Here is a 13,966-nt window from a genome sequence, read left to right as displayed (position 1 = left end):
AGTTTAGGGGATTTTTAGTCGTCTGACAATAAACTTTTTCGACAACGAGCACCCTTAAGAGAAAATGACTTAAAAAGAAGGGATTCCCAGTGAACCAGCGCCAAGAATACACTCGAAATTTTTCCATCATCGCACACGTAGACCATGGGAAATCAACTTTGGCGGACCGCTTGCTCGAGATTGGGCTCGTGACCGATCAAAGGACAAAAAAAGACCAAATCCTAGATTCCATGGATATCGAAAGGGAGCGGGGGATCACCATCAAAGCGAACAATGCGTCCTTCGATTACCTTTGTTCTGACGGAAATATTTATCATCTCAACCTCATTGATACCCCAGGCCATGTCGATTTCACATACGAGGTCTCTCGTTCCTTGGCGGCATGTGAGGGAGTCTTGCTCATCGTAGATGCAAGCCAAGGTGTTGAGGCTCAGACCTTAGCAAATCTTTACCTCGCGATGGAGCTAGACCTTCGCATCATCCCTGTTATCAATAAAATAGATCTTCCTTCTGCAGATATCGATAAGTGCAAATTAATGATCGAAGAAACACTTGGACTCGACCCAGATGAAGCGATCCCGATCTCCGCAAAAACGGGCCTGAATGTAAAAGATGTTTTAGAATCCATTTGTAAACTCATCCCGTCTCCAGTGGGAGATATTGAAAAGCCATTAAAAGCACTTATTTATGATTCCTTTTTTGATACCTATATGGGAGTGGTCGCCAAAGTCCGCTTATACGACGGCAAGCTCAAAAAAGGCGAAACCATTCATATGATGAACGTCGGAAGGCAATTTGTAGTGACGGAAGTAGGAGTCAATCGATTGACCATGGTTCCGATTGAGGAATTACAACCAGGTGACGTAGGCTATGTAGTCGCAGGGATGAAAAAAATGGGTGATGCAAAAACCGGAGACACCATCACCCTTGCCAACCACCAAACAGATTCTCCCGTCGTTGGATTTAAAGATGCCAAACCCATGGTATTTGCTGGTCTTTTCCCGATCAATGGGGAAGATTTTGATGCTCTTGTTGATGCCATTGAAAAACTGAAGCTTAATGATTCGGCTTTAACTTTTGAAAGAGAAAATTCTGTGGCACTAGGATTTGGCTTCCGAGTCGGGTACTTGGGTCTTTTACATATGGAAATTGTCCAAGAAAGACTAGAACGAGAATTTAATTTAGCACTGATTACTACCGCACCTTCCGTAAAATTTCGCATCACAAATACAAAGGGTGAAGTTTATGAAATCGACAATCCGTCCAAATGGCCAGAAACCATAACAATTGAAAAGTCGGAAGAGCCTATGGTCAAGGCAACAATCATCTCTCCTGACTCCTTTGTCGGAAATATCATGTCACTCGTCATTGAAAAGCGTGGTGTGCATATGGATACAGTGTATCTCTCGAAAGACAAGGTACAATTGACGTATGAATTACCTCTCGCAGAACTCATATTTCAGTTTTACGATAAACTCAAATCACATACCAAAGGTTATGCGTCTTTAGATTATGAAGAAGTAGGCTATCGAGATTCTAAGCTCGTCCGCATGGATATCTTAGTTAATAATGAGCCAGTTGATGCTCTTTCCTCAATTGTTCATAAGTCCAAAGCAGAAGAACGTGGTCGTGCAATCATTGAAAAACTAAAAGATCTAATTCCAAGACATCAATTTATGATCCCGATCCAGGCGGCCATTGGTGCCAAAGTAGTGGCTCGTGAAAGTATTTCGGCTCTTAGAAAAAATGTAACCGCCAAGTGTTATGGTGGAGATATTTCCAGAAAGAAAAAACTACTCGAAAAACAGAAAGAAGGTAAAAAACGTATGAAACAAATAGGGAATGTGGACATCCCTCAAGAGGCATTCCTTTCGATTCTGAAAACAGGAGACTAAGACTATCCATGTATGGGGATGTTCGGGAAGCCGTAAAAACTCTTCCCCTTCGCCTGACGAACATACAGCTAACATCGGATACAAACGAAATCGTTGTGATTAGAGATGATTTGCTTTGTTTCGGACTCGGGACAAAAATACGCAAATTACAGGGATTGCTTTTTATCCAAAAACTAACAAATCCTATACTTCTCTGGGGTTCACTGCATGGTAATTTTCTCGCAGCTTACAGTTTCCTGCTTCCTAAGTTTGGATTTGATACAAAAATTTTTGCCTACGCTAGAAATCTCCAATTCCATTCAGCAAATCGTATTTTGATCGAAAACAATACCGGTTTCATACATTATTTTTCGTCCAGAACTGAGTTGTTAGTTGCACTGGAAAATTTTAAGAGGGAGAAAAGTCATGCAAACTGGAATATCCTTCCAGAGTTTGGCTTCGATGAAAGTGCACTTCTTGGTCTAAACCAACTTTGGTCTGAATTAGAAGTTAGGATTCCAAAGAAAAAAACATTGTTTTTGGAAATCGGTTCCGGGCTTACCTTCTTATCCGCACTTTCTTATTTTTCTGGAACAGAAGTTACTGTCTGTGCCACGGCTGTCGGAGAAAGTAGAGAATCATTTTTAGGGCAAATGCCGCACCTCCAAAAAAAGATAGGACTATCGGATGCGAAATACCCAAAGCATTTCATTTTAGAACCCCTGTCTTCGAAAAAATTTGGTAGGGTAAACCAAGAAGAGGCCACTCTGGTCAGAAAGATATACAATGAAATGGGAATCTTCATTGAACCCATCTATGGAATCAAAACTTGGCAATACTTTTTAAATTCCAAAGCATTACCTGAAAATCTCCCGAAACCATGGGTGTATTTGCACCAGGGTGGGCAATTGAACCACTTGGACCTTCTTCTTACAAAATAATGGATGCATTGATTTCGGTCATCATTCCTACATATAACAGAGAAATACTAACAATCCGAGCTTTACGATCTGTTGTGTTTCAAACATACCGAAACTGGGAACTTCTTCTCATTGACGATGGATCCAGCACCGAGTCCTGGGAGAAATTATGCTCTCGGGATTCGGAATGGAAAAATGAGCTACAAAAGAAAGGTATGCAAGAGAACAAAGTGAATCTTTGGCAGATCGAACATGCGGGAGTGAGTAAAGCCAGAAACTTTGGCGTAGAAAAATCAAAAGGGGATTGGATCTGTTTTTTAGATTCAGATGATGAATGGGATCCCAGAAAACTGGAAAGGCAAATACACTTTCATTTGGCGAATCCGAAATTAAATTTTTCGCAAACAAAGGAAAGATGGAATAAAAAGGGAAATTTGATGGAACCCAAGGGGAAAAACCAAAAAATATCCGGTAGGTATCTGCAAGAATCCCTAGACCGATGTATGGTTACAAATTCTAGTTTTATGGCGAAAAAAGAGGCATGGCTCGAGTTAGGTGGTTTCCGAGAGGAGCTACTTTCTTGTGAGGATTATGATGTATGGAATCGCATCTTTTTAGCCAATGGATCGATTGGTCTTTTGGAAGAAAACTTACTGATTCGCTACGGAGGACATAAAGACCAGCTCTCCCTTCAATTTGCAGCAATGGAAAGATTTCGATTGTATTCTCTTTTACTCACAAAAGAAGAATTTCAAATTTCTGGGAATTGGGATTTGGTTTCAGAAGCAGACCAAAGACTTTGGAATGATGCGATCCTTTCCAGATTCTCGATTCTCTTGGCAGGCAGAAACAAAAGAGGCGAAAACACAACCATGCTAGAAACTTTGCGGGACTCGTTTGTGTCTGAAAAGGCAATCGATGGGTTCGCACTTAAAAATCTTTTAACTGATTCTTACAAATAAAAACACCCGAGGGAAGTAACATCCAATCGGGTGTGGCACTCAATTCTAAAAAATAAAAATGTAAATTTCGTTTAACTTACAATATACTCTTTGTTCAATCGTGTAATAAAATTAACAGAAATCTCTTTGGGACAAGCAGCCTCGCATTCATACTGGTTTGTGCAATTTCCGAAACCTTCTTTGTCCATCGCAGCTACCATTTTTTTGACTCTGTCTTTTCTTTCTACCTTTCCCTGAGGTAAAAGAGCAAGGTGAGAAACTTTTGCAGAAACAAAGAGCATGGCTGATGCATTTTTACATGCCGCGACACAGGCGCCGCAACCAATACAAGTCGCAGCATCCATTGCTAAATCTGCATCTACTTTCGGAATTGGTAGCGCGTTTCCATCAGGAGCACCACCAGTGTTGATGCCAATGTATCCACCTGCTTGGATGATTCTGTCGAACGCGGAACGATCAACAACTAGATCCTTAACCACTGGAAATGCTTTCGCTCTCCAAGGCTCTATATAAACGGTTTCGCCATCTTTGAACTTACGCATATGAAGCTGGCAAGTCGTAGTTCCTTTTTCAGGACCATGAGGAACTCCATTGATCACCATAGAGCAGGAGCCACAGATGCCTTCGCGGCAGTCGTGGTCAAAAGCAATCGGTTCTTCGCCTTTGTGAATCAAGTCTTCATTTACAACATCAAGCATCTCTAAAAAAGACATATGTTCGTTTACGTTGTTTGCTTCGTAACTTACCATCTTGCCTTTATCATTTGCGTCTTTTTGTCTCCAGACTTTTAAGTGCAATTTCATCGTCTTCATTATTTATAGCTCCTTACTGCAAGGTGTATATTCTCATATTCGAGTTTCTCTCGGTGTTCTTCTGGGGCTTTGCCTTCACCTTTGTACTCCCAAGCCGAAACGTGGCAGAATTTTTCGTCATTGCGTTTTGCCTCACCATCTTCGGTCTGGTATTCCTCCCGAAAGTGACCACCGCAAGATTCTTCCCGTTTGAGCGCGTCCATACACATAAGCTCGCCAAACTCGATAAAATCTGCGACACGACCTGCTTTTTCGATTTCTTGGTTCAGCTCTCCATTAACGCCAGTTACTTTGAGATTTTTCCAGAATTCTTCTTTGATGGAACCAATTGTCTGGATGGCTTCTTTTAATCCTTTTTCATTTCTTGCCATACCACATTTGTCCCACATAATTTTTCCAAGTTGGCGATGAAAATCATCAGGGGTGCGCTTTCCATTGATGGATAAAAACTTAGCCGTCATGTCCTTAACTCGCGCTTCCGCTTCCTTAAACTCTGGTCTGTCCGTAGAAATATTTTTGAAACCTTCTTTGGCAAAATAATCACCAATCGTATAAGGAATCACAAAATAACCATCTGCTAAACCTTGCATCAGCGCAGAGGCACCTAAACGATTCGCACCGTGATCAGAAAAGTTCGCCTCACCGAGTACGTGTAATCCTGGGATATTTGACATCAGGTTATAATCTACCCATAATCCACCCATCGTATAGTGAACTGCAGGGTAAATACGCATGGGGACTTTATAAGGATTTTCACCTGTAATGCGTTCATACATCTGGAAGAGGTTGTCATATCTGTCGGCAACTACGGGTTCTCCAAGTCGTTTGATGGAGTCCGAAAAATCCAAATACACTCCCAATCGTTTATCACCTACAATCGGTCCAACACCCAAACCATTATCACAGGCTTCTTTGGCCGAACGAGAAGAGATGTCGCGAGGTGCTAGGTTTCCGTAGGAAGGATATTTTCTTTCTAAAAAATAATCTCTTTCTGATTCAGGGATTTGGTCTGGAGATCTCGTATCACCTTTTGCTTTGGGAACCCAAACGCGTCCGTCATTTCGAAGAGATTCTGACATTAACGTTAGCTTAGATTGGTAGTCACCGGATTGAGGGATACAAGTCGGGTGAATTTGCGTATAACAAGGATTTGCAAAAGCAGCTCCTTTTTTATAAGCCCGATACGTCGCGGTGACATTGGAACCCTTAGCATTTGTGGAGAGATAAAAAACATTTCCGTATCCACCGCTCGCAAGTATCACAGCGTCCGCTGCATGGGACGAAATTTCTCCTGTGACTAAATCTCGAACAACGATTCCCTTTGCATGCCCGTCAATGAGGACGAGTTCGAGCATCTCAGTTCGCGGGTACATTTTGACTGCGCCTTTGGCAATTTGTTTTTCTAGAGCAGAGTAGGCACCTAGAAGCAATTGTTGTCCTGTCTGACCTTTTGCATAAAAAGTTCGAGAGACTTGAGCACCGCCAAAAGATCGGTTCGACAAATTTCCACCATATTCACGAGCAAAGGGAACGCCCTGAGCTACGCACTGATCAATGATATTTGTCGAGACTTGTGCCAAACGATAGACATTGGCTTCTCTAGCACGAAAGTCTCCGCCTTTCACAGTGTCGTAAAACAATCTGTAAACGGAATCCCCATCATTCTGGTAGTTTTTTGCCGCATTTATCCCACCCTGAGCTGCAATAGAATGCGCTCTTCTGGGTGAGTCTTGAAAGCAAAATACAGATACCTGGTAGCCTAACTCAGATAAGGTGGCTGCAGCCGAAGCTCCTGCGAGACCAGTTCCTACAATGATGACTTTGTATTTTCTTTTGTTCGCTGGGTTTACGAGTTTGATGTCTTGTTTGTGTTTGTCCCATTTTTGTTCGAGAGGACCTGATGGTATCTTTGCGTCTAATTTCATTTTGAATTCCTGTTACCTGGCTACTTGACTAAACCTAAAAGGATGGACAAAGGCATGGATGTATTGCCGATAAATACAATGATTGCTAGTGTTGTCGCAATCTTTTGTAGAGTGGGATGATGTTTTGGCGCTGCAATCCCTATCGTTTGCAGCATGGATCCAAGCGCATGGGAAAAGTGTAAGGCTAAAAAAAACATAAACACGATATAGGCGATTGCGATCGAAGGCTGCTGGAAGCCAAGAATTACCATAGCGTAAACATCATGGACTGAATCCCCATTTTTTAACAAATATTCATGCGAAGAGTGATCTGGATTTGTAACTCCGAGTGTGAAGTGAAGCAAATGGTAAATGAGAAATGTCAAAAGTAGGAGCCCACTATAAAACATGGTTGTGGATGCCTTTGAAGCTTGGATCGTCGATTCTTTGCTATAGCTAACAGGTCGGGCTGATGCATTCTGGCGTTTTAGTAAAATAGCGACTGCTACATGACCGAAGAAAGCTACAAAAAGTCCACCTCTTGCTACCCAGAGCAGGGGTCCAAGGTCTTTTAAAAATTTGGCATAGGCATTGAGTTTTTCTGGTCCTTGATAAATCTGAAGGTTACCTAACATATGCATGATCACAAAGCCAAACCAAATAAATCCGGTAATCGCCATTATGATCTTCTTTCCAATCGAAGAACGAAAGAAGTGAAGACTCGAGGTCATTGAAGAACTCCTGAAATAAGATTAAGTGAGATTATTTTTTGCATTACAGAGTGAAAACCAATGATCAAAAGAAAATTTGACGGGCATATCATTTGTATACACCCATAATTAGACTCGGTACGTGTTTCGTAAATGAAATATTACTTTTGTGGCATTTGCCTGCGAACGAAAACGAATTTTCCGTAAATTTTGATACTCGTTCTCAATTGTCTTCTCCAAAGGGAGGTTTCCAAGTATCGTTTAGGTTTTGACAGACATTGACACATGCTTCAATCTTTGCCGGGGTATCCTATCTGAAATCTTCTCGCTTTATCGTTTTCCTTCTGCTCTTTATTTTCACAAATTGTTTATCCCTTCAGGATATGACAAACACCAAGGAAGGGAATGCAAAATTAAATGGTTACACTTCTTTTATCAGAATGAACTTAAAACTGGAAAAAGCCCAAAGGCAGATATCCATTCGCCTAACTTTGAAAAATGTTTCAGAAAAAGAGGATATCCGGAACGCCAAAATATTATTATTTGCCTTTGATAAAAATGGAATGGTGCTGATTCCAGAAAATAGAAAAACGCCAGAACTGATATGTGTTTGGAAAAGAGATTTAACACCTGGAAAAAGTAAAACTTGCCTTATCGAAACGACTCATTATCTTCAAGATATCCAGGAAGTAAAACCGCATTCTTTTTCAGTTACTGGAGAAGACGGACAAAGGTACCTTTTGACAGACAAGGAGCTAGAGGAGATGTATGAAATAGAAAGTTAAGACACGTTTGATATTCCGTCATGCATTTCGGAGAATCGAAAAATCGATCCGACAAAATAGAAAGAATCCTCTTTACCAAGCTGCATTTTGCCCTTAGTACCCAATTGGTTACTGTTTCGAACCTCACGAAGCTAATGATTTCTGAAGGGAAAATACCTATTTAAATAAAAAAGAAAATGAGCCCTGTGTGGAATCAGCTTTGAAAAAGAAGGAACAAGACAGGAACGTGTAAAGGATGTATGGGTACTCTCAACAATTTCGCCACCCTCATGCGACATAATCTTAATTATGGGAAGTTGTAGATTGCGTCATAATTACATGTACTCGAAACTAGAATCATGCTTCAATCTGATCTTTGGAACTCTCTCAAGATCATTAGAGTTGGTAATTTCTCGGGATCGAGCCATCGCATCAGCCATTCTAAATCTTCCATCTTTAGTCCCAAACAGCCAAATGTTGGCTTTTCTAGATCGGACCAGGAATGGATAAAAAGCATGCTCCCGTGGCCAGGAATGGTGGTTTTTGTATTATGTTCGATGACAAGAAACAGGCGATAGATTTCGGGATTGCTGAAGACACTTTTTCCCTTTATTTTTCCTCGTTTTCTGGGTAGAAACTGGTTGTAGTATTTGGAGTTTGGATCATCAACCCAAATGTCTTTTCGAGTCAGTTTTCGATAAGAAATCTTGTACGAAGGATCCTCTCTATACCCAAAGGAACGTTCCAAAGGATACGTTCCATCCGGGGTTCCGCCGTCTCCTTCGCGTTTGTCCGTCTGGGAAAGAATGCCTGCACTGCCAAGAGACACGGGAATATCTGCCGCTGCCTGCCGCCAAAACCCGTCTTTAACTTCGAATACTTTCAAAATGCCCCTAGAGGGATTTTCTAGAGGAAAGACAAAGAGAACTTGTTCGGTTTCCGCAGGAAATGAAGTCGAATGTAAAAGCGTGGAATGGGAAATGAAGAGAAGTAAGACAAAAAAAAGGTTTCGAAGAGGATTTCTGGACAAAGTATTGGCTCCCCCTGCTGGGCTCGAACCAGCGACCCAATGATTAACAGTCATTTGCTCTACCGACTGAGCTAAAGGGGAATAACCAAACTCTCTGGACAGTGTAGAAAAATGACCTCCTGGGTCAAGACAAAATTATGTTGCTTAACCTATTTCTAAAATGAAAAAAAATGGAAACAGAAGAGTTTCTAGATGAAAAAATGAATGTTTCAATCTTTCATTTTCCATATTGTGACATAATCCATATCGGTTCCGGTATGGCGAAATATATAAAATTGAAGTTGTTGCGATGGGGTTTGCATGAAAATTGAGAGGCATTTTACTAAGGAAAGTACGAGTCTTTATCCAAATATCGTTTGGGTAAAGCGGGATTCAAAAATTACGAATCCAGATGGATCAGTTGTGTTTGCTGCGCCAGATATTGAAGTTCCAGAATTTTGGTCTCAGGTAGCAACCGACATCATCGCGCAAAAATATTTCCGAAGAAAAGGTGTACCTAAATATCTCAAAAAAGTATCTGAAAAAGGCATCCCAGAATGGCTCCAAAGATCGGTACCGGATGAAGAGAAACTGAGTGCTCTCAAGCCAGAAGACCAATTTATTGGTGAATCAGATTCAAAACAGGTGTTCCACCGCCTAGCAGGATGCTGGACGTATTGGGGATTCAAACATGGTTATTTCTCAGATGAGGAAAGTGCTCGCGTATTCTATGAAGAGACAGCATTTATGCTTGCCAGTCAAATGGCAGCACCTAACTCGCCGCAGTGGTTCAATACGGGCCTGCACTGGGCTTATGGAATTGATGGAAAATCTCAAGGTCATTATTATGTAGATCCAAAATCCGCAAAACTCGTTCGATCAAACTCCTCTTACGAACATCCGCAACCCCACGCCTGTTTCATTCAATCTGTAGATGACGACCTAGTCAATGAAGGTGGTATCATGGATCTTTGGGTCCGTGAAGCAAGACTCTTTAAGTATGGATCAGGTACGGGAACTAATTTTTCGAACATCCGAGCTGGAAACGAATCCCTGTCCGGTGGAGGAAAAAGTTCAGGCTTAATGTCCTTTCTAAAAATCGGGGACCGAGCTGCTGGAGCAATCAAGTCTGGTGGAACGACTCGCCGTGCCGCGAAAATGGTCTGTTTAGATATGGATCATCCTGATATTGAAGAGTTTATCGATTGGAAAGTTCAAGAAGAGAAAAAGGTAGCATCTCTTGTCACAGGTTCTATTCTAAACAACCGATTGTTAAATGAGATTATGGCTGCGTGTAACCAAGCAAAACAAACGCTAGGTGATGAAAAATCATACGATCCATTGGCAAATCCTGCCCTAAAAGCGGCGATCCAAAAAGCAAGAAAGTCCTTTATCCCTGACAATTATATCAAACGTGTTCTTGATCTCTCAAGACAAGGATACAAAGACATTCTTTTTGAAGAACTGACAACAGATTGGCAATCCGAAGCCTATAATACTGTATCAGGTCAGAACTCGAATAACTCCGTTCGTATTACGAATGATTTTATGGAAGCCGTCGAGAAAGACCTCCCCTTCCACCTCTATAATCGAACAGAAAAAGAAAAAGCAACTCGTGAATCGAGAGAACCTAAACCTGCAAAAACATTACGCGCGCGAGATCTTTGGGAAAAGATTTCCAATGCAGCTTGGAGCTCCGCAGATCCAGGAACGCAGTACCATACAACGATCAACGAATGGCATACATGTCCAGAAGATGGATCCATCAATGCCTCGAATCCTTGTTCGGAATATATGTTCTTGGACAATACTGCATGTAATTTGGCTTCCGCGAATCTTGTTAAATTCTTTAAAGAAGATGGCAGTTTTGATGTTCAGGGTTATCGTTATCTCAATAAGATCTGGACCATCATCCTGGAAATCTCTGTTCTGATGGCTCAGTTTCCATCAAAAGAGATTGCAGAGTTATCATATAAATTCCGCACCCTTGGTCTCGGTTATGCCAATCTCGGATCCCTACTCATGGTCATGGGAATCCCTTATGATAGCCCGGAGGCCATGGCAGTTACAGGTGCGATTTCTAGCATTATGCATATGACCGCTTATGCGACTTCCGCAGAAATGGCCAAGGAGCTTGGAACTTTTGATGGTTACGAACGTAACAAAGAGCATATGCTTCGCGTCATTCGCAACCACAGAAAGGCTGCCTACAATGCACCAAAAGAAGAATATGAAGGTCTTACCATCACTCCGATTGGAATCAATCCATCCTATCTTCCAAGCTACCTACTTGACGCAGCCAAAGAGGATTCCGACAGAGCACTCGAGTTAGGAAATCTTTATGGATATCGTAATGCCCAAGTAACGGTCATTGCTCCAACTGGAACAATTGGACTCGTGATGGATTGTGACACCACCGGAATTGAACCTGACTTTGCACTTGTTAAGTATAAAAAATTAGCAGGCGGTGGATATTTTAAAATCATCAACCAATCAGTTCCTCTCGCACTCAAAAAGCTTGGTTATTCTCAAACAGAACAGGATGCCATCGTAAATTATTGTAAAGGACATGCTACATTCAACGGTGCGCCTGGTGTCAATACTGCTCGCCTCAAAGAAAAAGGATTTACAGAAGAGATTTTAGAGAAACTAGAAAAACAGCTTCCATTCGTCTTTGATGTGCAGTTTGCTTTCAACAAATACACTTTAGGCGAGGATTTCTTTTCCAAAACTTTAGGGATTGAAGGCGCAGTTTATAACAGTGCCAATTTCAATCTCCTGGAATATCTCGGATTTACAGCTGAAGACATTGCGTTAGCAAATGATTATGTTTGCGGGACCATGACGATTGAAAATGCTCCTTACATCAAAGAAAAAGACTTACCCGTTTTCGATTGCGCCAACAAATGCGGGAAGTATGGAAAAAGATTTTTATCTTACCAGTCCCACATCCGAATCATGGCGGCAGCGCAACCTTTCATTTCTGGGGCAATATCTAAGACTATCAATCTACCAGAAGAAGCAACCATTGATGATGTGAAAAATGCATATTTGATGTCCTGGAAGGTCATGATCAAGGCAAATGCTCTATATCGCGATGGATCAAAACTTTCACAACCTCTAAATTCAGTTTACCAATTGCTCAGCTCAATCGGTGAAGATGAAGAAGAAGATAAACCACTTGCGGCGAGTATGCCGAAATCAGTCACGGAAGTGGCTGAAAAATTGGTGTATAAGTATATTTCCGAAAGAAGAAAACTACCACACCGCCGCGCAGGTTATACGCAAAAGGCGATGGTTGGTGGCCATAAGGTCTATTTACGAACAGGGGAATATGAAGATGGCCAGTTAGGTGAAATCTTTATTGATATGCACAAAGAAGGAGCTGCCTTTCGCTCTCTGATGAATGCATTTGCAATCGCAATTTCATTGGGTTTACAACATGGCGTGCCATTAGAAGAATTCGTTGAGGCATTTACATTCTTTAAATTTGAACCTAATGGAATGGTATCTGGTAATCCTCACATCAAGATGTCGACTTCTGTGATCGATTATATTTTCCGAGAATTAGCCATTACCTATCTTGGACGCTACGATCTTGCACAGGTTTCCCCGGAAGATCTTCGAACCGATGAAGTTGGTAGAAAAGCAGAAACGCCAAAAGAGGATACTTTGGGAAAGTCGGAGGGCAACGGTCATAAAGCTCCAGTGCCGATCACAACGCTCTCTATGAAGAGTGCGCTGACGGAAAAGGTTTCAGAACCAGCACTTGTGAGCGTGGGTGCAGGATCGCCAAGCGCCGCTGCCACGGCAGCAGAGACTTTAAGGAATATTGCGGAGGCGAGAATCAAGGGCTATACTGGTGATTCTTGTACAGAGTGCGGATCGTTTCAAATGGTTAGGAATGGTGCCTGCTTGAAATGTATCTCTTGCGGTGCGACGACCGGTTGCTCATAAGAAGCGGGAGCTAAAGAAAAGACCAAAAAGCCTGCCGAATTTCGGTGGGCTTTTTTTTTAATTTGCAGGTGTAACGCTTGTTGGATTGCCGCTATCGGTTCCCGGTGTAGTCGCTTCTGTCTGTATCCCCGTCGGACTTCCAAACTGATTTAAGTTTGGAATGTCGACTTTTGGAGAGGAAATAGATCCTCTAATCGGAACACATATTTTCCCATTTTCCTGGGGTAATAGAGTGGCGAGTCCCGCGATATCCTGTCTTTCAAGCGCAAATTTTTCATTCAATGTGGCACAGACCTTTAAATCCAATTGGGATAAGTTCATGACATCGGATAATCGAATCACTCCCTGAAATTGAATTTTAGCAATCGAGGATTCAATGTTTCCTTTCTCTATCAGAACTTTTCCAGAGCGTATTTTAAAATGAATGGATCCTTTTCGAATCTCTTGACCTTTTAAACTGCCAAGCATAGGGATTTCCACAGAATCAAAAAATTTCCCACCTGAAAACTCAATCTCGCCTTCCCCATTCCACTTTGTGATTTTCTCTTCTATAGATGCGATTCTGAGAGGAAAAGAAATCGATTTGATTTGAAATGAAGTATCACCGCCATCATATTTAAAAAAACCAATCTCTGCATCTCCATCGACTCTTTGGTTTAATAAACCAGGTAGAGAAACAGATACACTTAATTCTTCTGCTTTCATTACAGTTCCATTCGAAAATTGAACAGAAAAGGAATCAAAAGACTTTCTCCCAAAGATAGGAAAATGTATTTCTTTCGATTCGATAATGATTCCCGAATCACGTGATGTTTCAACCAAAACGGATCGAACCATTTCATCTAAAGGGAATGTAAAAAGTAAAAAAATAACAAAGGAAACGAAACCAAGGCCAATCAGTGTTAGAATTTTTTTGGAATTTAATCTTGACTCTTCTTCTAATTCTTCTGATTCTTCCTCGTTTTCAGAATCGCCTTCTAATAAAGATTCTAAAACTTCTTCATCGGGATCATATTCTTCCAATTCTTCTTCTATAATTTTTTCTTTTGCCACA

10 protein-coding genes and 1 tRNA gene are annotated in these 13,966 nt (G+C 41.4%); 5 read left to right on the top strand and 6 right to left on the bottom strand.

The window, feature by feature from the left end; all coding sequences use genetic code 11:
• Window positions 1–89: 89 nt before the first annotated feature.
• Genes lepA through EHQ58_RS14220 form a run of 3 tightly spaced genes read left to right on the top strand, consistent with a single transcriptional unit; the run spans window position 90 to window position 3,756 of the window.
• On the top strand, window positions 90–1,895 hold the full coding sequence (lepA, locus tag EHQ58_RS14230; protein ID WP_135624558.1) for a translation elongation factor 4: 1,806 nt from the start codon (window positions 90–92) through the stop codon (window positions 1,893–1,895).
• An 8-nt stretch (window positions 1,896–1,903) separates the two neighbouring features.
• Window positions 1,904–2,815, top strand: a complete 912-nt coding sequence (locus EHQ58_RS14225; protein ID WP_135624557.1) for a hypothetical protein — start codon at window positions 1,904–1,906, stop codon at window positions 2,813–2,815.
• Window positions 2,755–3,756, top strand: a complete 1,002-nt coding sequence (locus EHQ58_RS14220; protein ID WP_246047366.1) for a glycosyltransferase family A protein — start codon at window positions 2,755–2,757, stop codon at window positions 3,754–3,756. The genes EHQ58_RS14225 and EHQ58_RS14220 overlap by 61 nt, the downstream gene beginning before the upstream one ends.
• A 71-nt stretch (window positions 3,757–3,827) precedes the next feature.
• Here EHQ58_RS14220 and EHQ58_RS14215 read toward each other — a convergent pair whose 3' ends face one another.
• Genes EHQ58_RS14215 through EHQ58_RS14205 form a run of 3 tightly spaced genes read right to left on the bottom strand, consistent with a single transcriptional unit; the run spans window position 3,828 to window position 7,203 of the window.
• Window positions 3,828–4,559 carry a succinate dehydrogenase/fumarate reductase iron-sulfur subunit gene (locus EHQ58_RS14215; RefSeq protein WP_135624674.1) on the bottom strand — a complete coding sequence of 244 codons (732 nt, stop codon included), beginning with the start codon at window positions 4,557–4,559 and terminating at the stop codon, window positions 3,828–3,830.
• 8 nt (window positions 4,560–4,567) lie between these two features.
• Complete coding sequence (locus tag EHQ58_RS14210) at window positions 4,568–6,493, bottom strand: fumarate reductase/succinate dehydrogenase flavoprotein subunit (RefSeq protein ID WP_135624556.1); 1,926 nt, start codon at window positions 6,491–6,493, stop codon at window positions 4,568–4,570.
• A gap of 20 nt (window positions 6,494–6,513) precedes the next feature.
• On the bottom strand, window positions 6,514–7,203 hold the full coding sequence (locus EHQ58_RS14205) for a succinate dehydrogenase cytochrome b subunit (RefSeq protein WP_135624555.1): 690 nt from the start codon (window positions 7,201–7,203) through the stop codon (window positions 6,514–6,516).
• A gap of 362 nt (window positions 7,204–7,565) precedes the next feature.
• Between EHQ58_RS14205 and EHQ58_RS14200 the strand changes: the two genes are divergently transcribed.
• Window positions 7,566–7,967 carry a hypothetical protein gene (locus EHQ58_RS14200; protein WP_135624554.1) on the top strand — a complete coding sequence of 134 codons (402 nt, stop codon included), beginning with the start codon at window positions 7,566–7,568 and terminating at the stop codon, window positions 7,965–7,967.
• 343 nt (window positions 7,968–8,310) lie between these two features.
• Here EHQ58_RS14200 and EHQ58_RS14195 read toward each other — a convergent pair whose 3' ends face one another.
• Together EHQ58_RS14195 and EHQ58_RS14190 are read right to left on the bottom strand one after the other, a co-directional pair.
• Window positions 8,311–8,976 (bottom strand): L,D-transpeptidase family protein, encoded by a 666-nt coding sequence (locus EHQ58_RS14195; protein ID WP_167883640.1) that lies wholly within the window; start codon window positions 8,974–8,976, stop codon window positions 8,311–8,313.
• Between the two features lie 5 nt (window positions 8,977–8,981).
• Window positions 8,982–9,057, bottom strand: a tRNA-Asn gene (locus tag EHQ58_RS14190).
• Window positions 9,058–9,276: 219 nt separating this feature from the next.
• Here EHQ58_RS14190 and EHQ58_RS14185 point away from each other — a divergent pair.
• The gene (locus tag EHQ58_RS14185) at window positions 9,277–12,912 is read left to right on the top strand and encodes a vitamin B12-dependent ribonucleotide reductase (RefSeq protein ID WP_135624553.1); all 3,636 of its coding nucleotides are present in this window, start codon (window positions 9,277–9,279) and stop codon (window positions 12,910–12,912) included.
• Between the two features lie 57 nt (window positions 12,913–12,969).
• On the opposite strand, the gene gspN is transcribed toward EHQ58_RS14185, so the two are convergent.
• Window positions 12,970–13,965 carry a type II secretion system protein GspN gene (gspN, locus tag EHQ58_RS14180; RefSeq protein WP_135624552.1) on the bottom strand — a complete coding sequence of 332 codons (996 nt, stop codon included), beginning with the start codon at window positions 13,963–13,965 and terminating at the stop codon, window positions 12,970–12,972.
• Window position 13,966: the final 1 nt, after the last annotated feature.

Source organism: Leptospira ognonensis (assembly GCF_004770745.1).
In the GTDB taxonomy this organism is placed as follows: Bacteria; Spirochaetota; Leptospiria; order Leptospirales; family Leptospiraceae; genus Leptospira_A; species Leptospira_A ognonensis.
Note: the sequence above shows the minus strand (reverse complement) of the source record. Positions and strands in the feature narration are given on the sequence as shown.